Origin of the sequence: Liquorilactobacillus uvarum DSM 19971 (assembly GCF_001434935.1) — a bacterium.
In the GTDB taxonomy this organism is placed as follows: Bacteria; Bacillota; Bacilli; order Lactobacillales; family Lactobacillaceae; genus Liquorilactobacillus; species Liquorilactobacillus uvarum.
Genome location: NZ_AZEG01000008.1, coordinates 21,573 through 44,944, shown reverse-complemented (window position 1 = coordinate 44,944; position 23,372 = coordinate 21,573). Strand labels below are relative to the sequence as shown.

The following is a 23,372-nucleotide window of genomic DNA, read 5'->3' as shown; positions in this document are numbered from 1 at the left end:
TTCAACAACAGTTTAAAAATTGTCTTAAGTAGTTGAAAGAATTAGTAATTATTGATTTAGAAAATGGTCTTATTTTGCTTACCTCTCCATTTCAAATAATAATTTATCAGCCAATTCTTTCCCAATTTGGCTAATACGTTTGCAATCATTAACTTGCGGAATCTTAAAACCTACAAAGTAAGGTGAAACCATAAATCTAGGAACAACTTTTGCCACAATTCGATCTTCAACATGATAAAAGAAAAGATTATAGGATGTACATTTCCCATTAAAATAATCATTTAATACATATTTAGCAACTGTCTGAACTGCATCTGCGAATATTTCAGAGCTATCCGAGTTAGACAAAATAACGTTAAATTCAGTAAAACCCGCAATCGGATAATCGGAAATATTTATTTTTAAGCCATGCCTCTTATAAAAAACTTTTCCAGTAAAACTTTCTTTTGGAATATTCCTGTAAGCATCAATTTTGTTCAATCCAACAATTTGCATATGTGGATGACGCAAACTTCCACCAGAATAAGGTCCAAAATTTTTGTACATTAGAACACTTTTAAATTTTTCTGAATCGATAGTTTTTTCCCAGGCTTTCAAAGCAAATTTAAAAACTGCCCTGTTTTGTACATCTGTATATGTTGTAATATCACCATTATGTTCTGCTGTTTCAATAACGACAGTTTGGTAAGTCTCCTCCAAGGTTCTATATTTATTTACCAACCAAATACGATCTTGTTCTTCTTCAATGATATCAGTTAACAGTTCACGCTGACAAAATGGACAATCGTTATTTGTATGTACCATATTTTCAGGTTTTTTAGATGCGATTTGAGGGTGAAACACAAGTTGACAGTCTCGTGACAATCCAATTCCTCTTCTCTTTAAAAATGATGTTCTACATATCTTTTTCTTTTAGCTCAAAGATACAGCCTTAACCGGATCATATCTCTTAAACGTAATTTATTCTCAAAGATTGGCCGTTCATAATGTTCTACAAAAAAATTTTTATCTATTCCACAAATTCTGAATCCATTTTTTTGGTATAAGTACAACTGCCCAAAGCTTGTGCTGCCAGTTCCAATTTCAATAACTCTATAGCCCTTTTGCTTAGCCCAATTTTGTGCACATTTAAGCAGCCTTTGACCTATTCCGTGATTACGAAACTGTTTGACAACTGCAATATTTATAATTTCAATTGTCTCAGGCCTTGTAGGCAACAGGAGCATGACCCCTGAAAAAACTTCTTCTTGCCTTGCTTCAATGCAAATGCTCCTTTTTGTATAATTCATAAGCATCTTCCGTGAAGGATCTGCATCCAGCAGTAACTGATAATGTTCTTCAGTAAGTTTATTTATTTCCTTGAATTGCAACTCTTTTTTCATATCTCTGGTCCTCTTATCCTAAGTAAAAAATTGCTCTTTTGATCGAAAAAACTAATCAATAAATTGAAGAAAGCGCTCGTTCCAAATGTTTTCATAAAAACTGATTGTTTGCTGCGCAGTCATGAATTGGTTATCCCACGTTGTCGTTAGTCCGTGGCACATTAGAACCTTGTAACCTAACCCATGTGCAAATTTAACAGTTGCATCAATACAATACTCAGTCTGTGCTCCGCAAAGTTCGATCTGTTGAACATTTAATTGTGCCAGCAATTTCTTTAAATCTGTGTGGAAAAAACTGTTAGCATGTTCTTTTGCTATAAAATAAACTTTACCAGTCAGTTTAAGCTTAGAAACAAGCTGCCACTGGACAGAACCTTTCACCAATTCTTTGTCTTCATGTTGGACGATAATTACAGGTTTACTGCTATCAGCATAACTTTTTATACGATTTGAAACTTTTACAATCAAATCTTCAAAATGATCAACATCTATCTCATTTTTGCGGCACACACCATTTTGAAGATCTATCACCAATAAAGCATCATCTTGCATATACAAATTCCTCCATCCTATTTGTCTACAATATAATAGTTTGTTGTTAGCAAAAAAACGGTTTAATCACTGTTTTTCTAAACAAAAAAGAGCAGTGATATAAACTTCTAGCTAGAGACTAGACTTGGATCTTACGTATCGTTTTTCTCAAAGTACGGTTATATTTTCAGTAAATCTATGACTTTATCAACTAAATAGTCTGGTTTTTCTTTTTCAAGCAGTGAACTAGCATGTGCTCCCCATGTCACACCGCAAGTAAATACACCTGCAGTTCTTCCCATCTGTAAGTCATAGATTGCATCCCCAATCATGATTGTTTCATTTTTTTTCAAGTTATTTGCTTCTAAAATATGCAAGATTCCGTCAGGTGCTGGTTTATATTTTTTTACCTGATCTGAACCGCAAACTGCCTGAAAATGTTGCAAAACATTCAATTGTTCCAAATTTCGGTTCAAAGCTACAGAATGTTTGCTTGAAAGAACGAACATACTTTTATTTGCCACAGACATTTTTTCCAAAACATGCTCCATTTCCGGAAATAGTACCAAGTTCTCAGACTCAAATGCTTTGTAATGCACGCGAAATAAACTGATTAGTTCAGCAAACTGTGCACTTGTAAATTCTTTGTCTGTCATTTTTTTAAACGAAACTTCAATTGGAACACCCATGTAATATTCTATATCAGCCGCTGCGGGAAGTGGCAAATCAAAATCTTTGAATGCCGCTTGGGTAGCTAAAATTGCAGTTTTGCCAGAATTAGCTAATGTACCATCGAAATCAAAAATATAATTTTTCATTATTTCACTCCTACTAAATTATAAAAAAATTGCGGACTAATGTATTATCTGCCCGCAATCAGGTACTTATTTTCATAATAATGCTAGCTTCAACAAACCCTAGTTCTTAATTTAGTGTCCCTTGTGTTTTTGCAGTCGTTTATTTTTTCTTTGTTCATACTGAAACTGTTTTTTATTTTTTTTAACTAAATTACGCTGTTTCTTGCCACTTCTCTTACAGCTTTGATGTTGTTTTTGCAATGCCTGTTGTGCTTTAGTACCTTTGAAATCAGCTCCTACATTTTTGCGTGCTAGCCGCTGCAATCTTTTGGGATTTGCGTGTTTAAGACAAAGTTTAGTCTTTTGCTTCTGCTCATAAAACGTTAATTCACTGTAGTGATCTAACAAGTAAAGATACACAAGCCTCGTTTTTGGTACCGAAGTTCCAAAATTGAACTGTGCAACTCGATAAGAACACTGTGTTTCTTCTTCAAAGATACCTTTATAAAATGGTGGTTCATAAATAATTGTTAAACTTCCTCTTATGGTTAACATAAAAAGTTGTCCCTCCTTTTAATTGCAGATAGAAGGACAACCAAGGAGGCAGGTTACTGACTAATATTTACGTTCCAAATTTAGCGTCTGGACTACCAACCAGACAGTGTTTTTACTATCCAAGATAAGTATAACATACTGTTTCAATCTCAGCTTATGAACTTCTTTTTTTGAGATTTCTGTTAATTTTTTCAATATCACGCCGTGCACTTATCATGCTAACTAACCACATGATTATATATATAATTATAAAAATAATCGTGAAGAAAAAGAACACTCCCCATTGAAGCGGAAACCAACCGGACAAAATTGCCAACGGCGTAAAGCCACCGAAAGTAACTAAGAAATGGGTTATTGTTTGACGTGTAATACTCCAATTTTCTTTTTCAAAGATTAGGGATGAAACTGAAAATAAAATTCCGATCAACGCCCACAAAATAATGGAAATTGCTAAGGCATTTAACGGTCTTTCAAAACTTTCTATGAAGCGCGGTGCAGAAGGAAAGTAGTTTTCAAGTCCGTATGCATATGAGAAAAAAAGCGAAATTAATAATCCGATTGTGATACCGATCGGAATCCCTGAAATGGCAGTTTTTAACATTTTTCTATTCATTATAATTTCAATCTCCTTTTCAATTCTTTTACGAATCTGCGTGAAACTAAGGCAGTCTCATCGTTAATTAATCGTATTATGATCGCTCCTGCTGAACTCATCTCGAGATGGTCTACAAAATTAAAATTAACTATTTCGCTGCTTGAAACTTGAATAAATTGATCAGGTAATTCTTTTGCCAGTTGATAGATCCTCTTTTTGACCTTGAAACTACCTTGATCTGTGGCACTGCAAAAAACATATTTATCTTCTGTGAAAAAACGAATTATTTTTTTGAATTCTAACGGTGCAGCAGTTTCTTCTCTGTATCCCCATATAAACGTTGTATCTTGCTGTAAATTAGCAGCTATTTTCTGATGCCAAGGCTCGATTTTCTTTAGAAAAAAATCAACATGTTCTTTGTGCTCTGGATCAATATAAAAATTTACACGCATCTATCTGTCCCCCTTCTTGTTTCTGAACTAAGTATACAAGCCCGAGTCAATTAATACTTGTCAAAATGACAATCGGTTCAATTTAAAGATCAATGGTAAAAAGTAATGTTTAACTGGCAGCATCTTATCTTTTAACTGAACAATCTTGAATGGCCAGTACATTATCAACTTGCTATTTAAAATTTCAAGTTTTTCACCATAATCGATAAAATTTTTAAACAAACAACAGTTTTTTCAATATGTTAAAATAACTGATAGAAGGACTATTCAAATTGAATAAACAAACTATAGAAAAATAAGGAAGAATACATTTGAAAACTATTAACCTTTTATTTTCAATTGACGATAATTATTTTGAACAATTAAAAACAACTTTATTTTCTCTTAGAAACAATACACCCAATACTTTTTTTAGGGTTTTTGTACTCCAAAAAAAGAAATTCGACTGGGAAAATGAATTTAAAAAATTTTGTTCTGCACTAAATATGTGTTATAAACCACTCATTATTGGTGCAAATGATTTTAAATATGCTCCAGTTACAAAACGTTATCCTGAAACAATTTACTACAGATTATTGGCTCAAGACTATCTCCCCAAAGATGTTGAAAAAATTTTATACTTGGATGCTGATATTCTATGCATTAATGATATCTCATCCCTTTATGACTTAAAGCTCAATAGTTACCTTTACGCAGCAGCAAGTCATTCACAATTAACTAACTTAACGACTGTCGTTAATAAAGTACGTCTTCAAAATTACGATACTGAACAGTACTATAATTCAGGTGTTTTACTAATTAACGTTGTGCAAGCAAGACATATAATAAACCACAAGATTATTTATGACTTTATTCGTGAAAAAAGAGCTACACTGCTTCTCCCAGATCAGGATATTTTGAACTCTTTATTCGGTGATCAAATCTTGTCTCTGCCAGATCAAGTTTATAATTTCGATGCCAGAAAAAATTTGACATATGAAATGATTAGCAATGGAACTTGGGATCTAGATTGGGTAATTAACAATACTATTTTTCTACATTTTTGTGGTAAAGAAAAACCATGGGAAAAAAATGGTAAAGGTAAATTTGCAGCACTGTATAAACACTATGCTCATTTGTCAAAGTTAACTGCTGCCAAAATTGATTAAACTAAAAACTCTCAGATATGAACTCGTATCGAGTTTATATCTGAGAGTTTTGTACTTTGTCATCTAATACGAAACACTAAAAAAATTAAACATTACGTCTACGGAAAACCAAATATCCTAAGAAAAGGAAGATACCTGTATAAACCAAGTTCCCCCAGACAAGTTCTGTATTCGACAAACGTGTCAGAGTTCCTATTACAGTCGAGTTGCTTAATTGGTCTGAAAGGTTAAGCATATTCAGCGGATTCCACTTTAGCCATTCCCACTTATTGATCAACATAAACATTAAACTGGAAGCAATACTGGTTGCAAAATAACCGACAATTCCGACTGAAATTGCAGCTGCTGAACTTTTAAACACATTGGCCAGCAGTAAAACTAAACTCAATAATAACCATAACCCAACAAAACTACCCGCGTAAGTTACTAAAGTTACATGCATAACAGATTGATCATTTGTATAAATGTCACTAAAACTAAATTTCGAGTTAAAAAGCACCATTTTTAAAATGACAGAGAAAATAAATGATAACACATAAAAATATAACGAATAAATAAACATCGTAATCCATTTACTTGCCAAAATTTCACCACGATAATATTTGCGGTAAAGCAGTTCCTTGATGGTTCCATATTGAAATTCCATTGCAACAATGGTGCTGCAGGCTGCAATCATAAAAAATACAACCCAAGATGTTCCGCCGTAGGCAGCAATAAATTCCCCTTTAGGGTCTGAAAAACTAGGCTGTAACTTACTAAAAACAGCGAATATTGTCATCAATAACAACAAAGCGATTGTTCCAATAATGGTACTTTTCTTGTGCATCAATTTAAAAAGTTCTTGTCTTATTAATGTTACCATTCTATTACTCCTTTACCTGATCATTATCCAAAAGATCCAGCAATGACGTTTCCAGATCATTTTGTTCATGCTGCACATCAACAATATTGATATTATGGCTGCTCATCAATTGAATAAGACCAGCTAATTGATCATCACTTGTTTTCTTGATTTTCAATTTATCTGATTTTTCCAAAGTAACTCCTTCGGCACTTAGAATTTCACGTGCCTTAGTATCATTAGTGGTTGTCAGCACCAGATAATTCCCATTTGAATCACTTAGATCTTCCATACTAGTTTGTTTGATTATTTTTCCATTATCAATGACCACAATTTCATCAACCAATTTTTCCAATTCACTCAAAATATGGCTTGATATTAAGAAAGTCGTTCCCTTTTTAGCTAAGTCAAGAATTAAGTTACGCAATTCTTTTGTAGCTTTAGGATCAAGACCGTTCATTGGTTCATCAAGAATCACGAATTTTGGATTGTTTAAAAGTGCTAAAGCAATTCCAAGTTTTTGCTTCATTCCCAAGGAATACGCTTTTGCTTTTCGATTGATATATGATCCAATATTTAATTCATCAATTACATTTTGAATGTCTGCTTTATCGGTCGATGTATCATCTGCAAAAAGCTCCAAATGTTGCATTCCCGTTAAGAAAGGATAAATTCCCGGATATTCAATAAGAGCCCCGACTTCACTCAAGGCTTGATGTTTCGTAATTGAAACACCTTTACCATTGATTAAAATACTTCCGCCCTGGAAATCAAACAAGCCAAGAACTGCTTTCATGATTGTCGTTTTCCCGGCACCGTTAGGACCAACCAAACCCACAACTTTTCCTGGTTGAACGTTAAAAGAAACATCTTTTAACACTTTATTTTTGCCAAAAGACTTATTCAGATTTTTGACAGTTAAAATGTCGTCCATAATTAATTCTCCTTTTATCTATGCAGAAATGAATAACGTACCAATAATAAAGATTATTATGTTTATCCATCAGTTAACATATTATTGACGATTAAGTAATTCTATAAAAACAGCTACCAGCAAATTGATTACCGACCTTTTTATAAATTAATTCACTTTAATCTTTTTCCATGTTATTGAAAAAAACGATTAAAGTCAAGTTGATTATTTATGCTAAAACTCTTTTTCCTAGTGGCTTTTTATTAGTTTATCCCACTAAATTCATGGATTTAATTTTTTTCCAAAGATTTTATTTTTTGCGACATTGTTCTTAATTGTGAGATATTAACTTTAGGATCAAGAAGAGCTCGATCATATTCTAACCTTAATAAGGGTAGATCAGTTTTCGGAACAGGGTCTACCTCCTCCTTGGCAAAGTCGACCAAATGGTGTTTATAGATGCTAAGCGTACGCGTCGCAATATGGCTGCAAAATGATTTATCATGCGAAACAAAGATAAGAGTGCCTGGATAACGCATTAAAAACTCTTCTAATGCATGGAGGGCCACTACATCTAGAAAATTTGTCGGTTCATCCAGAAGCAGGAAATTCTTCTCACTAGTCAACACAATTACTAATTGCAATTTGCATAATTCACCACCGCTTAGTGAACCAATTTTTTTATCCCAATACTTTTCTGGCAGTCCCAAAGCCCCCATAAACCTTCGAACAAATTGTATATCCAGTACCGTCTTTCTCCTGACAAAATCTGCAATATTTTCTTGCAATGGTAGTGTTATTAAGTTTTGTTTAAAAATGCCAATTTTAGCATCTTTCGAGACAAAAATATTTTTTTCATGATTAAAAATAGCATTTAGCAAAGTTGATTTGCCACTTCCATTCGGACCAGTTAACGCTATCTTTTCACCTGGTTTGACTTTAAAGGACGTTTGCTCTAATAGTTTTTCTTTATTATGCGTCAGCATCATTCTATCAGCATCCACTACAGTTTTCCCTTTAAACGCTGGTAAACTAGCCATCAAAACTTTCACTTCAAATTGCGCTTGGGGCTTTTCAACGTTATTTGCCCGCTGACTTTGTTTCAACATTTTATGTGCATTTTTTTCCATTCTGGCTGCTGTAGTTTCTCGCAGGTTTTTTGTATCTTTTCTTTCAAACCTGCCCATCTTTTTACCTTTGCGTACACTAGCAGCTTTTTGCTTTTTACGTTGGACAGCAGCTGCAATTTCTTTTTGTTTCTTAATCTGATAACGATAAAGATTAGTCTGTTGCTGATAATTCTTCTCACTTTTTACCACATAATTTTCATAACTACCCCTAAATTCGCTGCAACATTTATCTTTTATTTCCCAAATGCATGATGCAATTTGAGTTAATAGGTTGCGATCATGGGAAATGACCAGCAGCAAGCCGTGATATTTCAACAGACACTTACAAAGCCAATTTTGATGACCTTCATCGAGATTAGCTGTCGGTTCATCAAGAACCAGAATAGCTGGGTTTTTGGCAATTGCAGTTCGCAGTGCGGCAATTTCAACCTGTCCTCCACTTAAACTATTATCTGAAATCGCAATCTGCGGTACATACTGCAGATCACCTTGCACAACTAAGTTACCGGTATACGCAGTGTCTTCACCTGCAATTATTTTTGCAAGCGTTGATTTACCACTTCCATTACGTCCAATAATTCCTACACGTTCACCTGCACCAGCTTTTAGGTGAGCTGCTCTAAAAAGCAACTCTCCTTGAACCTTTTTTTCTAATGCATTAAGTAATATTAACGTCATCGAAATTCCCCCTTAATATCAGGCGAGAATTAATCGATCGCAAAAAAAATGTCTCATTAAATAGAGACACCGATTCGTACTTGAACCGTTGCCACACCGATTGATCTCACCAAAAACAATTACTATAAAAATTGTCTTAATAGCTGAGAATCAATTAGATGCGCATCGGCACAGTACCCCGTTCTTTCTTAAGATACTTGAATTTTAACGTATTAAGCGACGTGAAGCAAGTTAGACCAATACATTTTTCTTCCATTTACGGATTTTGGGTCTAAAATTTGTAAATGGCGCAACCGAGTTAATGTGAACCCATTTCCAAACTGGCCACATTGCCTTTGTCGTAGCCCATTTCTTCTGACCAGCCTCAAATAACTCCTTTTCATCCAAATTCTTTACCCATTCAGAGAGCTGTGCAACTAATTTACTTAGTTTGACTATTTGTTCTTTAAGAGTCAAATCAACATATTGCCGATAGAAATCCTGATATAATTTACCCAATTCATTCCATTTATATTCAGGTGTCGGAGTCTGTACATTAATTCCGGCACGTTCTTGACTGTCCCAGGATAAAAGCAATGTCAGCCATTCAATTTGATAAGCTAACATTTCGGCCGGAGTTTTATCTACGAGGTCTATTCGTTTGTTCTTCAAAGTTTCTGGAACTTCAGCGAATTCTTGAATAAATTTTTTATAGCTTAAGTTAATAGCATCGACTAGTTCACTGCTAGAAGTATAATTTCTCATTTTTTCTCCTTATAAATAGAAAATAAACTTAATTTAGTTGTTCCACGCCTTCGTGTTTGTCTTTCAGACAATAGCCGTTAATAAAATTCACTTTCGTCAAACGTTATTCCCTTAGCTTTCAAATTGTGCAGACATTCATGTAAATACTCATCATTATGTTCAGGATAAATTGGTGTACTCAATTCAATAGGTGAAATTTCTCTATAAGCTGCACAATTTAACCCGCGATAAGTAGCTTCTTTCCATTCTTCAGCTGGATGATAACCGCGATTCTTCATCTCTCTAAAACCAGCATATGAAATTGGTATAATTTATAAGGTGAATATTTAAAAACATAATTAACAGTTGCATGTGGACGACCCCAACCATTTCCACGTAAAGCAGCTATTTCACGGTGCTGTCCTAATAATTGCTGACGCGGGAGCTTAGAAATCAATTTTTGATGCCATAAACGCATAGTCTGAAAAATCCCCTTCAAAAATTATTTTTTCAAAAAAAAGAGCAAAAACAACTGGAGCAGTAAAATAATCATAAATACAATACTGAGTACGACAAACGACATTAACCTGAAATCTGCCGCAGATCCTAGTAAAACAACAAATACTGTTGCGATTGCAAAAAACAACAACCAAATAACACTAATAATCCACCAAGTAGTTAACTTCATATGTTTAATCCCTTCATTGAGTAATTATATATTCTATTATGCCTTAATTGTACTAATGAAAAATTCTGTATGTAGTAAATTTATCATACTTAACCATATTGTAATCATTTTAAGTATTATTTGTCGAAGAATCACACTTGAGCTTAATTCACATATGTTTTTTTTGAATCTTAACCGATCTTAGGCGTAAATATCATACAGTCTTTCAAAAAACTTCAGTTAAACTCTCTATTGGTCTTTTTAACATCTGTTCCAATCGTCAAGAAGAGTATTTTGACTAAGACAATGCTTTTAACGATATCAAAAAGATCTGCATCTTTCAACATTAAAAATTTTTTTCAACAACAGATGCATCCTTTTCATCTTCAGTAAAAAAGAACATAGCTTTGTCCTTTTGGCAAATAACTTGGATGCCATAATACCGTAAATTATGTTCAAGTTGCTATCTAAAAATGCTGCCCAACACTGTCAATCTATTGTCACTGCAGCTTCATTTATTCTCGCATTGCTTTTCTGCACTTTGATACTCATTCCAATGTAAAGGTTCATCAATCCAGAATCTTGGTACTTATATTATTTAAACACTTATAAGCACTTCTCAAATAGTTGAATGATCTTTTTCTAGATGCTCCCTAGCACACTTAAATCATAAGCGATTTCATCGCTATGTTCTGCTTCAATTTAAAAAGCTCTCGATTATTGACGTCCTTTGCTTTAAATTCTCTTGATCTGTAAAAATATAATCTTCATTTTTTAAAAAATCTTTGTTTTGCCACCACTCCAGCAACATTTCCTCTGGAAAAGGCGCAATCTTTAATCGATTTCTCCTTAATGTTTCATTAAATGAAACATCAAAATAAAAAATCAACATTTTAGCAGCGTATCTTTCTTTGAGTGCTAGCAATAAATTTAAATAGACACTTTTCTTGAATATTCCCTCCACAATAATGTAATTAACATTCTTTGCCCCCCAGCTAATAGTATCTTCAAGCAAAGAAATTGATTTATTTTTGACATGATCTGGTTCAGAAAGCATCTGTCTTCTCAAAACATCTTGACTCAATAATAAGGCATTTGGGGAAAGCAATTTTTTTAAAGCTTGCGCTGTTGATGTTTTTCCTGAACCTGAATTGCCTCGCAATAAAATTATTTTTTGCATAAGTAGTCCCTCTTTGTTTTGTTATTAATTAACTTATTATACCTTTTGATTCTCGTAAAAATTTTTGCGATAGTTGCTCTTGAGATAATGTTTTGACAAACCTTTGTATACACCAGAAGTAATTTTATCTCTACCATAATTTTGTAACGTTCTTGCTTAATTATGATAACACTGTTATCATAATTGCTGGGGGGTCTGATTTTGTCCAACAAAAAAGAACAAACAAAAAGAAAAATTTTAAAGACGGCGCTTAGGGAAATTGATGAGAATGGATATGAAAAACTATCTCTGCGCAAACTCGCAACTAATTGTAACTTGACCACTGGTGCATTTTATAGAAACTTTGCAAATAAAAATGCGTTGTTTGTGTCATTAATGCTAGAACTGTCAACATCTCTTACAGAAATTATTAGTCAAAAAAGCAATGGAAATTATACTCCTCGCGAAAAACTTTTACTTTTAGGGGAAAATGTTTTCAAACTTTTCAATACAAAAAACAATCTTGTCAACTTCTTGTTTTTTAATCCTGTCGCACAATCTATTTATACACAAGACCGTGGACTGCAAGATTCGTTTCCCCTCTTGAAATCTGTCCACAAATTGATAGATGACATAATTAGCCAAGAATCACTTGGCCTAGACTCAGATGAAACATTTATCAAAGTTTGGGCATTTCTTCAGGGCTATATGTTGTTAGTAAGAAACGGTGTCACAAAATTTAATACTGCTCTTTTAGCTGATACACTAAGCAGTCTGCTAACCAAGAAAGGGATATAAAATATGGAACAAGCATTAATTATTTACTGTCATCCTTATGCCAAAAGTTTTAATCATGCTATTTTAGAATCAATTATAGCTGAATTAAATAGAAGAAATGTTGATTATCAAGTAATAGATTTGTATGCTGATCACTTTAGCCCTGTCTACACTTCAGAGGAACTCGCTCTTTTTAGTTCTGGAAAAACACTTGATCCGCAAGTTTTGCGCTATCAAGAAATGTTAAAAAAAGCGGATCGGCTTATTTTTGTAAGTCCGATCTGGTGGAATGGTATTCCCGGTATGCTGAAAGGATTTATTGATAAAATAATGAAAAAGAAATTTGCGTACTTACCAACAAAAACTGGTATTTCTGGTCAGTTAACCAATATAAAAACTGCAAAGGTTTTTACGACATCTACTTCGCCAACTTGGTATCTGAAACTTTTTTGCGGAAATGCTATTAATAAAGCTTTTGTTAAAACCACACTCAAACAGCTTGGTATTAAGAAAACTTCTTGGCAAAATTTGGGCGGAATTGATTCTAAATCCACAAAACAACTAACAGCTTACCTTAAAAACATTGCCGGTCAGATATGATCTTCCTAAATTTATACTAGCTTAAATCTCAAATTATACTTAGACATAAAGATACCGCTTCTTAGTCAGACTATAGAAAGTCCAACTATTATGAGACGGTATCTTAATACTTAAATTATTTTGATATCGCTATCACCTAAATCACGGTGCTGAATTAAATGATTGGTCAAAAACACTAACAATTTCAAAAACTTTGCAAACACACGGAATTTCCCATTAACGATTAATGCCGCCAGTTCATCTGCCATCTGATTGCTATCACTAAAAGGGGCACGCTAAATAACCCCGCATCAGCAAAATGATCAGCAATGACAAAACTTTGACAGTAAGTTTTATATTTAACTAACTCATGTTTTTAGTCTCTAATGCACAAAATTCACATTAAATTAATGTCATTATTGCTCACAAAAATGTTAATGCTATTTTTAACTCAAATTGAGGAATAATATACATTCTCTGCCGACTATAACTCACGACGCATTGTGATATCGGTTGTGATAAAACCAAGTTTTTGATAAACATGAATTGCTCGCTGATTGCTACCAAAAACGTGCAATCCAATTTTTTTAAAACCTAAATTTCTTGCCTCTACAAAAATTTTTGCCATTGCTTGTGTGCCAAAACCTCTATTTTGAAATTCCGAGTCAATTGCAAAATCATAAATAAAAGCGTCATCTTCCTGCACCGGATTTTTGGCAAACCATAGATAACCAATTGTTTTCTGTGTATCACTGAATGTATAAAAATAGTTTCCCTTCGTTTTTAAATCATCCGGAAGCAGTCGCTGATATTCTTCTTTTGCCAACCGCAAAGCTTCTCCAGCGCCCCACGCCCCGGCAGCCTCCTTCTCAGCGGCATACTCCTTAATAGTCCCCATAATGTATTTCTCATAATCTTTCGCTGACATTTTTTCAAGCTTCATTAGTTTCCCCCCTACCGTATATAAAATTGTCAAATGTGCAAAAATTGCCTTAATCATTATCCTTTTCAAAACTTAAGACTAGTTTGCCAACAACATGCTTGGCTTGATGAAGCTTTCGCAGATTAGCAGCATTAAATGGAACAGTTTCAGCAATTTTTACGTAAAAAGCTCCAGCAGCAATCTGTTTAAGTATTACTTCTAACTTTTTACCATTTGATTTTAAAAAGAAAAACTGCACTCGTGGATCAACATCATCGGAAACCGTTGAAATCAAATTCCCATCTTTTTTTAAAACCTTGAGCGAATCTGTTAAGTTTTGTCCACCGATCGTATCAATTATTTTATCCATTTTCGGCACAATTCTACTAAAATCTTCACTACGATAATCAATTACATGTAATCGATCATCAAAATTTCTTAAAAAATCTGCCCCCAAACCGCTCGCGGTCGTATAAATCTCTGCTACTTTATGCTGACGGACAAATTGAATGGCTGCAAACCCAACACTACCAGCACCGCCGTGGATCAGTACGCGAGCGGTCCCAGCTAACTTCAAATGATCATAAACAATCTGATATGCCGTTTGTACCCCTAATGCACAGGCAGCCGCCTGCTTGTAAGTGACACTTTGCGGTATTAATGCTAATTGAGATTGCCCGACAGCAACATATTCTGCATAACTTCTGAGATGCGGACTAGCGGCTACACGCTGACCTACTTGAAATTCAGTAACTTCTGTTCCCAATTTGACTATTTCTCCCGCAACAGAAGAACCCGCAATTAATGGCGTCTCCTTTTCACGTCCCTTTACTCCTGCTCGAAACCCTACGTCATAAGGATCAATCGCAACAGCATGTTGTTTGACCAAGACCTGTTTTGGCTTTAGCTCTGGGAGAGGTACTTGAGCATCGACAAGAACACTAACATCCCCATAGTTTTTCATCTGTACGGCATACATTCTATTATCCGTCCCTTCCAGTTTGATATTTTTCCGTTAACCCGCTTCTTGCTTGATTATAGCATAGTTACTTTTCAATCTTAGCCAAATTTAACCTCTCAGAATGGGAAGATATACATTTTTCCTATCTGCAAATACGAACTACTCATACTGAAATACAGACCACTTACTTCTTTTAGCCCCATTATTAAAAGTTTCAGCTAAAATAAAAATATCAAAAACAAAAAAAGCAGATTAAAAATGACAATGCTTCAAACCAAAAGACTAACTAAACAATATAAAGACAACATCGCTGTTGATCATATTAATTTTAATATAGAAGTTATGCCTGATTTTTAGCGGTATCTACCTTGCTGTTGGGCTAATAATTATTATTCTGCTTAATTACGATACCTAAAAGATCAATAAAGCTCTTTTTAAAAAGAAAATTAAATAATAGTTCTACTGCTAACAAACAAGGCCCAAGGCAAATGACTAATTGCCTTAGACCTTATTTATTTCAAGTCAGTTACTAATACATTCTTTGAAATCCCTGTTAATTCCAAACTTTTGCACTATTTCAATGACAAATTTACTTTTTGCCCATTGCTGTTTCTCAGCTAAAATAAAGCTTGTCTAAGCTTACTATTACTTTGGCTTCTGAATAAAAACAGTAAATTAACTATGATCTAGTCCAAATTAAAATTCCAAAAATTAAACTTAACTTTAATTAGTGTTTTACTGAGGAGTCGCGTTTTGTGTTATATTTGAAGTCGCACCATTTCCAGTTTGCAAAATATTTTCATTTATTAACTGAATAATTTCTCTATTTTGCGGTAAATCAGAGTGTTGGGAATCTTTTCCCGTGACAGTTATTTTTGTATATTGCGCTACTTGATTTTGAAAAATATACTTGCCGGTACTAACACTCGTAGAAGGAACAATTCCGTCTGTCGTGTAGTTTGTTGTGCCATCAATTGAATAAACTGTTAAATTGCGAGGTAGTTTTTCTTTTCCTGCAATTAATTCCTTTAAAATATTGGTACGCTGATTCATATTTGTTTCTGAAAAATTATAGGGTGTACCAATTGTCATTAACCTATCTAATAAAAGTTGGTTTTGATCCATGTATTTTTCTAAGTAAAGTGTGTAAATCAGCCCTCCATTTGAATGCCCAATACCGGAGAAATGATTGAATTGATATTTTTTAGTTAAATAGGTCATTGCAACTGACATCCACTTGGCTTGTCTTTGAATATTTTGATACCCATCATGATTGTTCTCAAAAGCGATGACAATGAAAGGTCTGGTGTCACGAGGAAAAATCCGTCCGCTAATCCGCAGTTGATTATTCGTTTTAACCGTGATTTTTAACAAACTTTGTTTTTTATTGCCAGTGTTTAGTTTGCTAATCAAACCATCAAATCGATTTTCTGTTGCACTTGAACCAGGTACTAAAATCACCGGATACAACTTGGAACGATTTTGAACACGTTCCTTAGTAACATGCGTCTTGGTCCAAAAGTAAGCCGGCACACCAACAGCAATTGTCATTCCAATAATAACGAGTATTAATATACTTAATGAACTCGATAAAAATTTCTTTTTCATCTTTGCTCCTCCCTTGTTTTTGTCAAAGAAAAAGCTGGCATCTCTAAAGCCTTAAAAAAGGGATAGTACATCAACATGCTAATAAGAAGTATCGTTAAAGTAAATATTAAAGAATTCCAATGCCCATTTGTCCCCATAAAAGCATTCAGAACGGTCGGCGTATTTAATGGTACTTGATAAACGGAGGGAGAGATTAAACCAATTTTTATTGCCAAAGCCCCTAATAAAATACTTATAACTGGAACAAAAATAAAAGGAATAATTAGAACTATGTTAAAAAACAAAGGAACCTCTGCTAAAAAGCCAATATTAACATTCAAAAAAACAGGGAATAAATTTTTCCATGCATTGATTCGATGTGTACGATAGCGTGAAAACAACAAAAAAAGTAATAATAAAGCCAATATTTGACCATAACCTCCTAAAACTGCAAAAGAATCACTTAAACTGTATATGTTAAGCGGATGAGGCAATCCTTCCAAATTGTCCTTTATTAAGGCAGCAGAGAGATTGGCTCTGGTCAAATCGTTATCTGTGTGTGCAACCAAAATCTGATCAGGACTGATAAAACCTAACCACACAAATAAATTGCGTCCGATTTCTCTTAGAATAATACCCAGAATCTGATGCTGATCATCATTGAGCAAACTGCTTATCCCAGCAAAAACAGGAGCTGAAAGGCTCGAAAAAAAGTTCATGCTAAGTAAACGTTCCACGCCTTTTATGAGACTACCCAAAACGATAGTTGCCGCTGAAAACGACCAAACAGACTTAAGATGCAAGTACTTTTTTGTTATATGATAAAAATATGCACCAATCAAACCAATTACTAACATTTCAATAAATGGAATATTTCCACTTAAATTGACTTGACCTGCACCGTCCCCAAGTGTGCGTCTCACATGAAAATTTATAAAAAAAAGCAAGATAAGCGCAACCACTGCGCCAGGAACAGCTTCTTTTTTATTAAATAAATACCCACGATACCATGCAACAAGCACACAAAGTAACAATAATGCAACATCAAAAAACACACAGCTTAGTAAATGGGTAATACCATTTGCTTCTGACACCCACTGTATTTTATCGAGATGGTATATCTCATAAAAAAAACCATGTGGTTGAAAAAAAGATAGTGTCAAACATTGAATTAAAATTCCTATCAATAACAATGGAGACACTCTTTTTAAACCAAAATAACAGCTTCTAAACCATGGCCATCTTTGCTGCTTATGCTGCAGCTTATATAAATATGTAATCATTCTATTAGTCATCATTAATTGACCCTCTTTATCTCTCAACTGAGTTGATTGTACCACTCTCAACAGGTTTCGTCTCTGTTGATTTTTCTTATTTTTAATAAGCTTAAGGAGACCATAAAAACTAGCTTATATGCTTCAATGACTCCTCACAGAAGATAAAAGAATTATGATATGCCTGTATTAATTGTAAAATGCGACATCAAAAATATTGTACTTAATTAAACCTCGGATTTTTGTTCTAAAAATTTATCGTTTTCAAACCGATTTCAACATATAAAAACAGCTACTGCGATAGTTCCACAATAGCTGTTTATCCGTATTAATTCTAGTGTTTAAAAGGGTTCCAGAAACGTCCGCCATTCACATTGAAAAGTGCTACACCAGCTAAAACAATCAAGAAAATAACAATTAGTGATGAATAATCAGCTTTTCCAAATTGTTTTTCCATATACCATGTTCTTCTTTTACCTTGTCCAAAACGTCGTAATTCCATCGCCTGACTAACAACTTCAATGCGATCTAGGCTGGTAAAAATAAGAGGTAAAAGAATCTGTGCATTTCCAATAATACGTGGCCAAAATTTAGCCTTTTTAGAAATCTCATAGCCCCTTGCTTGTTGAGCCAGGCTAATCGTTCGATAGTCGCGTTGAACGTTTGGAATATATCTCAAAGCAATCTCCACAGCATAACTTGTTTTATATGGAATCCCAATTTTATTCAAACTGGCTGCAAACTCGCTAGGATTTGTGGTCATCAGAAAAATCAATGCCAGCGGAACTGCGAATGTATATTTCAAAAAAAGATTAAAAATATAAAAAAGCTCTTCCCATGACAAGTTAAAATAGTTTTCAGGGCTCCGCCATAGCATGTGCTGCGTTCCATAAATAGTCATCCCATAACCAGGTGCAAAAACATACACCATCAGCAAATTTAACGCCGCAAAAGCTATAATAATTTTTATAACAAATGAGACTTCTGTAATACTGATTTTAGACAACTTGAATAAAATCAAGGAAAAGGTAAGTATTCCTAAAAGGAAACGTGTATCATAAGTTATCATCCCAATTATTGAAAATGCTATAAAGCCAATGAGTTTAGTACTTCCGCTTAGACGATGCAAGAACGTATCTTTATCGTTATAGCCGATTAAAAAATGACTGTTCATACTCGCCCCTCTCTTTCAGTTTGGATAAACTTAGCTACAAAATCCGTTGCCGATGGTAACTTATAACGTTCTGCTAAATCAAAAAGACTGGTTCGAACAAGATAAGCCTTCTTGATTGTTTCGTCATCAGTCAAAACAGCTGCTGGTTCAGCATCGAGCAGAATTTTTCCTTGATTTAAAACAACGGTTCGCTGCGTATATTCAAGCATTAAATGCATATCATGTGTTATCAAAATAATTGTCAAATCATTTTCCCACTGTATTTTTTCAATAAATGTCATTATCTCGGTGTAATGTTTTAAATCTTGACCAGCAGTTGGTTCATCTAAAATCAGCATCTCTGGTTTAAGTACCAGTATAGCTGCGATTGTCACACGCTTTTTCTGACCAAAACTCAAAGCAGAAACTGGCCAATGCCGCATTTCATACAGTCCACAGACACGTAAGATTTTTTCAACGCGTTCCTTAATCTTATCTTCCAAAAGTCCGCGCAACCGAAGTCCAGAGGCTACCTCATCGTAAATCATGGTTTTGGATATCATTTGGTTGGGATCCTGTAAAATATAACCGATATGCTGAGCTCGTTCTTTTACTGACATTTTCAGAAGATCTTGGCCCTTAAATTTAATTGACCCCCCTGAAGGTGAGAGAAAACCAGTAATTAAATTGCTCAAAGTTGATTTACCTGCACCATTTCTACCAACTAAACTGATTATTTCACCCTTTTTGATTTCAAGAGACAGATCTTTAATTATTGGAGAGGCATCTTCATATGCAAAGGACAATTCATTCAGATCTAGAAGAGTTGATCTTTTTTTGACTTTTCTGCTCAACTGAGTGTGATCATTCCAAGCAGTCAATTTCCGACTCATCTGTGATTCAGTAATTTGGGAAACTTGATCGATATTTTGGCATGCGGCTAAGTTAACTCCTGCACGCTTCAAGGCACTTAGGTACAGTGGTTCACGCAAACCAAGTTTTTCTAGCAATGATTGCTGCAATATTCTTTGAGGAGTATCATTGGCAACAATTTTTCCATCTCGCATGATAACAAGTCGATCTATTCCACCTTTTAAGACTTCCTCAATCCGATGTTCAATAATAATAACGGTCAGATTTTGCTTATGTGCTAGTTGATCTATTAATTCAATTGACGCAGCTCCTGAAGCTGGATCTAGGCTAGCAAGTGGTTCATCGAAAAGCAGTATTTTGCTTTCATCAATCAAAACACCAGCCATTGCAACGCGCTGTTTTTGTCCACCTGAAAGTTCCTGTGGTGAACGATGTATCAGCTTTTCTAAATTCAATTTTTTCGACCATTTTCGTGTAACTTCACGCATTTTTGCTTGTGAAAGCTGGTCATTTTCAAGTGAAAAAGCAATATCTTCAATAACCGTTAAACCGACAAACTGACTATCTGGATCTTGAAGAACAGTTCCAACATCGAATGACAGGTCAAAAACAGAACTTTCAACTAATTCTTTGCCATTGATAACACACTTACCAGAGATCTTTCCTGGATAAGCCTGCGGAATTAATCCGTTCAAACAACGTCCCAACGTTGATTTACCAGAGCCAGACGCCCCAGCAATCATTACTTTTTCCCCAGGAAAAATATCTAAGTTGATATTATCTAACGTTTTTTCTGACTGTGACTCATATTGAAATGAGAAATTTTTAAAACTTATAATTGGCTCAGTCATACGCTATCTTTCCTTTTTTAAACTGCCCCGTTTCGTACGCGTCTTCGCGTAAAGAACCAGCAGAATTGTACCTATCACAGCAACTGAAAGACTATTGATAATCCATGTGGTAATTCCTTGCAAAAAGACCTTTTTAGCAGGTTCATGGTAGATAATGATGTCACCAGTTGGTGCAAGCAAGACCCAAGCAACAAAGTTAACGATTATTTGATAAATATTGAACCAAATTAATTTTCTCCTGCTTAAAACACCACTCTGTATATCAAGTTTTCTTTTAGCCAATCCAAAAGCAAGACCAACCAACCCATCGGTTATGACCCACGTCCACCATGGAGAACCATAGGTAACAAAATCATTAAGTGTATGTCCAATAAAAATTGCTAAACCTGCCGCAATTGGTCCATAGATTGCACCTAATAGTGGTAGAAATCCTTCAGCAACATTTATCTGAGTATTAGGAATTCCTGTTGGTATCGCAACAAACTTCATTAATACGAAAATAATAGCTGCCCCAATTCCTGTTGCAACAACAGTTTTGATTGAATTATTTTCCTTATTTTTCAATGTGACCACTCCTTCAGATCAAATAGTTTTTAGTTACTTTTGATGCACTGCTTTACGACTGAGAAAGCAAAAAAGCATCCCTTCATTTACTGAAAGGACGCTCCCGCGTGTTACCACCTATCTTCAAACCTTTTCAGGTTCCTCTAAATATCTTATATATTTTCAAAGATAACGGTTTGCCACCGGTAGAAGCTTGTCTAAAGAGACTCGCAACTACTTGTTTTCCCCAGGAACCATCTTCACTTGACTCAATCATCGACTCCCAGCGCTTTCGACTCTCTAAGCATGAAGTTAAAGCTACTCATTCCCTCATATAATTCATGATCAAAAACTAACCTTTTACAAGTCTACAACATTACTTTTAAAATTGCAATTTAGCGTAAAGTTCTCCGTATGATTTAATTATTTTGCTTTTCGAGCCATTTATTGGTTTTTTGTTTTAGCAGCTTAATTAATTCTGCATGTGAAATATCCAATTTAACAAGTACAGCATATGTAACGAGCAAAATGTCTACTAATTCTTCTTTAGTATTATCAATATTCAATTTTTTGTAAGAGTTTCCAGACACATTTTCTGCTGAAAGATATGCCTGAGCCGCTTCACCGACTTCTTCCATTAATTTTAAAAATTGCTGCTCAACGCTTTTAGGTTCAAGATGTGCCGCTTTTTCAATTTCAACTATTAAATCGTCCATCGAAACTCCCTCATTTCATTAACGCCTTCTCAAGTACGTCCAACACACCTGAATGATTATTATCATGGAAAGTAATATTTTTAGCAATGTTTTTAATTTTTGAAGACGCATTATGCATAGCAAAACTATACGGTGTCAATTCTAACATTTGAATATCATTTTCATTGTCTCCGAAGGTCATTATTTCATCATTTTTTATCTGATATTTTTCTTGTAAATACTTAATACCTGTTCTTTTATCAACATTTGCTGTACCTACGAGCTGTGTGTTGAAACCCGAATTTAAGCTGGTCAAAGTTGGTGGTAATAAATTTCGAAGTTTTGCACTGGCCTTTTCAAAATTCGCGTCTGGTGCAAAAGTGACACCCACTTTTATAAGCTGATCTTTATTTCCTAAACCTGCCAAAGTCTTTAATGAAACTACGCTTTTAACCGAACTGTAGTAACGTTTAATTATAGCTAAATATTTATCTGAAAGACTCTTTTCGGCATAAGTATAATTAATGCCCGAAATCGTCTTCATAATTAAGTCTTTTTTTGTAAAATTAGTTTCCAGTTTCTTTAGAAGATCTAAATAATCCGAAATCTGAATTGGAGCAGTAAGCGCCAGCTGAGATCCGCAATGGACTAGCGAACCATTTTGAGAAATATAATCAATGTCATCTTTAAACGGTGAAAACTGCATCTGTAATCTTTGAAATTGAGACCCGCTTGCGGCCACAAAATGTATTCCGCGTTGTTTCAAATATTTAAAAATTTTTTTAAACCGTTCTTGATCATATGTGTTATGGTCATTCAAGAATGTACCATCCATATCAACAGCTATCATTTTGATGTTCATGTAATCTATTCCCTTCTTTTTAAATATGTTTTTTCATTTGAATGAATAGTATAAAACTTAGTTCAATCAAGATCTAACAGCATATTATGCCATTTTTCACTTGCATGCTGTGAGTCTGATACGCCCTCATCTTTATAACCAGCCTTTTGATAGAAAGATATTTTGTCCTCGAGGCAAGTTAATGTTATTGCCTTTCGACCAGCTTGTTCAGCCAGTTGCGCGAAAGCTTTTAACAACTGACTTCCTACCCCACACCCTTGAACCAATGGATGGACAGCTAGACTTAAAACACTTTGATATTCAGCATTAGCATCATTCGTGACAACTTTTTCATAAAATTCGTCTTTTAAGTAGCGTTCATTTATTGCAGGGCCCACAATAAAACCGACAACATCGTTGCTTTCTTTAGAATGAGCTATCAGGAAGCTATCATTAATTATTCTTAGACGATTACGCATTGAGTCTAAACTAGCTGCTTCAGCGTTCGAAAAACCATTTCTTTCAATCTCCATTATTTGAAAAAGATCCTTCTCCTTAGGATGCATTATTTCCAATTCGATTTTTATCAACCCCTCTTATATAGCTAATACCTTTCTCCATACAGGATAAATATTAGCATAGTTTACACAGATAAACATTCATTTTTACTCATGAAAATTTCATTTTGAGTTTGAATCAATTTCTCATAGTACAGTACACAATTTAAGTTTTAGCTCATTTTTGT

The 23,372-nt window shown here is 34.4% G+C and carries 28 protein-coding genes and 1 pseudogene; 3 read left to right on the top strand and 26 right to left on the bottom strand.

Annotation, left to right across the window (positions count from 1 at the left end; genetic code table 11):
* Positions 1-78: 78 nt before the first annotated feature.
* The 7 genes from FD20_RS05500 to FD20_RS05470 form a co-directional block, all read right to left on the bottom strand.
* Entirely contained in the window at positions 79-864 is a 786-nt protein-coding gene (locus FD20_RS05500) for a DUF4931 domain-containing protein (RefSeq protein WP_268871941.1), read from the bottom strand.
* 53 nt (positions 865-917) lie between these two features.
* On the bottom strand, positions 918-1,382 hold the full coding sequence (locus tag FD20_RS05495) for a GNAT family N-acetyltransferase (RefSeq protein WP_057736559.1): 465 nt from the start codon (positions 1,380-1,382) through the stop codon (positions 918-920).
* 51 nt (positions 1,383-1,433) lie between these two features.
* On the bottom strand, positions 1,434-1,934 hold the full coding sequence (locus FD20_RS05490) for a cysteine hydrolase family protein (protein ID WP_057736558.1): 501 nt from the start codon (positions 1,932-1,934) through the stop codon (positions 1,434-1,436).
* Positions 1,935-2,092: 158 nt separating this feature from the next.
* Positions 2,093-2,731 carry an HAD family hydrolase gene (locus FD20_RS05485; protein ID WP_057736557.1) on the bottom strand — a complete coding sequence of 213 codons (639 nt, stop codon included), beginning with the start codon at positions 2,729-2,731 and terminating at the stop codon, positions 2,093-2,095.
* 111 nt (positions 2,732-2,842) lie between these two features.
* A complete protein-coding gene (locus FD20_RS05480) occupies positions 2,843-3,265 on the bottom strand; it encodes a YjdF family protein (RefSeq protein ID WP_057736556.1) in 423 nt (140 codons plus the stop codon).
* Positions 3,266-3,419: 154 nt separating this feature from the next.
* Positions 3,420-3,878: a DUF3021 domain-containing protein gene (locus FD20_RS05475; protein ID WP_057736555.1), complete on the bottom strand. Its 459-nt coding sequence runs from the start codon at positions 3,876-3,878 to the stop codon at positions 3,420-3,422.
* Positions 3,878-4,312 (bottom strand): LytTR family DNA-binding domain-containing protein, encoded by a 435-nt coding sequence (locus FD20_RS05470; RefSeq protein WP_057736554.1) that lies wholly within the window; start codon positions 4,310-4,312, stop codon positions 3,878-3,880. Before FD20_RS05470 ends, FD20_RS05475 begins: the two co-directional genes overlap by 1 nt.
* A gap of 320 nt (positions 4,313-4,632) precedes the next feature.
* Here FD20_RS05470 and FD20_RS05465 point away from each other — a divergent pair, with 320 nt between their 5' ends.
* Positions 4,633-5,460: a glycosyltransferase family 8 protein gene (locus FD20_RS05465; RefSeq protein WP_057736645.1), complete on the top strand. Its 828-nt coding sequence runs from the start codon at positions 4,633-4,635 to the stop codon at positions 5,458-5,460.
* Between the two features lie 85 nt (positions 5,461-5,545).
* Here the strand turns inward: FD20_RS05465 and FD20_RS05460 are convergent, their stop codons facing one another.
* The 7 genes and pseudogenes from FD20_RS05460 to FD20_RS05430 form a co-directional block, all read right to left on the bottom strand.
* Positions 5,546-6,322: an ABC transporter permease gene (locus tag FD20_RS05460; protein ID WP_057736553.1), complete on the bottom strand. Its 777-nt coding sequence runs from the start codon at positions 6,320-6,322 to the stop codon at positions 5,546-5,548.
* A gap of 4 nt (positions 6,323-6,326) precedes the next feature.
* The gene (locus tag FD20_RS05455) at positions 6,327-7,235 is read right to left on the bottom strand and encodes an ABC transporter ATP-binding protein (protein WP_187327342.1); all 909 of its coding nucleotides are present in this window, start codon (positions 7,233-7,235) and stop codon (positions 6,327-6,329) included.
* Positions 7,236-7,504: 269 nt separating this feature from the next.
* Positions 7,505-9,022 (bottom strand): ATP-binding cassette domain-containing protein, encoded by a 1,518-nt coding sequence (locus FD20_RS05450; protein ID WP_057736551.1) that lies wholly within the window; start codon positions 9,020-9,022, stop codon positions 7,505-7,507.
* 231 nt (positions 9,023-9,253) lie between these two features.
* On the bottom strand, positions 9,254-9,766 hold the full coding sequence (locus FD20_RS05445; protein ID WP_057736550.1) for a ClbS/DfsB family four-helix bundle protein: 513 nt from the start codon (positions 9,764-9,766) through the stop codon (positions 9,254-9,256).
* A gap of 77 nt (positions 9,767-9,843) precedes the next feature.
* A pseudogene (locus FD20_RS05440) lies at positions 9,844-10,223 on the bottom strand (TIGR02328 family protein).
* A 24-nt stretch (positions 10,224-10,247) separates the two neighbouring features.
* The gene (locus tag FD20_RS05435; RefSeq protein ID WP_057736549.1) at positions 10,248-10,433 is read right to left on the bottom strand and encodes a hypothetical protein; all 186 of its coding nucleotides are present in this window, start codon (positions 10,431-10,433) and stop codon (positions 10,248-10,250) included.
* A gap of 676 nt (positions 10,434-11,109) precedes the next feature.
* Positions 11,110-11,592: an AAA family ATPase gene (locus FD20_RS05430; protein WP_057736548.1), complete on the bottom strand. Its 483-nt coding sequence runs from the start codon at positions 11,590-11,592 to the stop codon at positions 11,110-11,112.
* A gap of 201 nt (positions 11,593-11,793) precedes the next feature.
* Between FD20_RS05430 and FD20_RS05425 the strand changes: the two genes are divergently transcribed.
* Both FD20_RS05425 and FD20_RS05420 read left to right on the top strand, forming a co-directional pair.
* Entirely contained in the window at positions 11,794-12,369 is a 576-nt protein-coding gene (locus tag FD20_RS05425) for a TetR/AcrR family transcriptional regulator (protein ID WP_057736547.1), read from the top strand.
* A gap of 3 nt (positions 12,370-12,372) precedes the next feature.
* Positions 12,373-12,948 carry an NAD(P)H-dependent oxidoreductase gene (locus FD20_RS05420; RefSeq protein ID WP_057736546.1) on the top strand — a complete coding sequence of 192 codons (576 nt, stop codon included), beginning with the start codon at positions 12,373-12,375 and terminating at the stop codon, positions 12,946-12,948.
* A gap of 110 nt (positions 12,949-13,058) precedes the next feature.
* On the opposite strand, the gene FD20_RS13305 is transcribed toward FD20_RS05420, so the two are convergent.
* From FD20_RS13305 to FD20_RS05370, 12 genes are all read right to left on the bottom strand, one after another.
* Positions 13,059-13,196 carry a hypothetical protein gene (locus tag FD20_RS13305; RefSeq protein ID WP_157060856.1) on the bottom strand — a complete coding sequence of 46 codons (138 nt, stop codon included), beginning with the start codon at positions 13,194-13,196 and terminating at the stop codon, positions 13,059-13,061.
* Positions 13,197-13,411: 215 nt separating this feature from the next.
* A complete protein-coding gene (locus tag FD20_RS05415) occupies positions 13,412-13,870 on the bottom strand; it encodes a GNAT family N-acetyltransferase (RefSeq protein ID WP_057736545.1) in 459 nt (152 codons plus the stop codon).
* Positions 13,871-13,919: 49 nt separating this feature from the next.
* Positions 13,920-14,813, bottom strand: a complete 894-nt coding sequence (locus FD20_RS05410) for an NADP-dependent oxidoreductase (RefSeq protein WP_338040523.1) — start codon at positions 14,811-14,813, stop codon at positions 13,920-13,922.
* Positions 14,814-15,545: 732 nt separating this feature from the next.
* Positions 15,546-16,418, bottom strand: a complete 873-nt coding sequence (locus FD20_RS05405; protein WP_057736543.1) for an alpha/beta hydrolase — start codon at positions 16,416-16,418, stop codon at positions 15,546-15,548.
* Positions 16,415-17,695 (bottom strand): PTS sugar transporter subunit IIC, encoded by a 1,281-nt coding sequence (locus FD20_RS05400; protein ID WP_057736542.1) that lies wholly within the window; start codon positions 17,693-17,695, stop codon positions 16,415-16,417. The genes FD20_RS05405 and FD20_RS05400 overlap by 4 nt, the downstream gene beginning before the upstream one ends.
* 310 nt (positions 17,696-18,005) lie before the next feature.
* Positions 18,006-18,845, bottom strand: coding sequence for an energy-coupling factor transporter transmembrane component T family protein (locus FD20_RS05395; RefSeq protein ID WP_057736541.1), 840 nt, complete (start codon positions 18,843-18,845; stop codon positions 18,006-18,008).
* Positions 18,842-20,548, bottom strand: a complete 1,707-nt coding sequence (locus tag FD20_RS05390) for an ABC transporter ATP-binding protein (RefSeq protein WP_057736540.1) — start codon at positions 20,546-20,548, stop codon at positions 18,842-18,844. Before FD20_RS05390 ends, FD20_RS05395 begins: the two co-directional genes overlap by 4 nt.
* A gap of 3 nt (positions 20,549-20,551) precedes the next feature.
* Positions 20,552-21,112, bottom strand: coding sequence for an ECF-type riboflavin transporter substrate-binding protein (locus tag FD20_RS05385; RefSeq protein WP_057736539.1), 561 nt, complete (start codon positions 21,110-21,112; stop codon positions 20,552-20,554).
* Between the two features lie 133 nt (positions 21,113-21,245).
* A complete protein-coding gene (locus FD20_RS14000) occupies positions 21,246-21,368 on the bottom strand; it encodes a hypothetical protein (protein WP_268871940.1) in 123 nt (40 codons plus the stop codon).
* 142 nt (positions 21,369-21,510) lie between these two features.
* On the bottom strand, positions 21,511-21,807 hold the full coding sequence (locus FD20_RS05380; RefSeq protein ID WP_057736538.1) for a MazG-like family protein: 297 nt from the start codon (positions 21,805-21,807) through the stop codon (positions 21,511-21,513).
* 10 nt (positions 21,808-21,817) lie between these two features.
* On the bottom strand, positions 21,818-22,648 hold the full coding sequence (locus FD20_RS05375) for a Cof-type HAD-IIB family hydrolase (protein ID WP_057736537.1): 831 nt from the start codon (positions 22,646-22,648) through the stop codon (positions 21,818-21,820).
* A 62-nt stretch (positions 22,649-22,710) separates the two neighbouring features.
* Positions 22,711-23,217, bottom strand: coding sequence for a GNAT family N-acetyltransferase (locus FD20_RS05370; protein WP_235807717.1), 507 nt, complete (start codon positions 23,215-23,217; stop codon positions 22,711-22,713).
* Positions 23,218-23,372 lie beyond the last annotated feature (155 nt).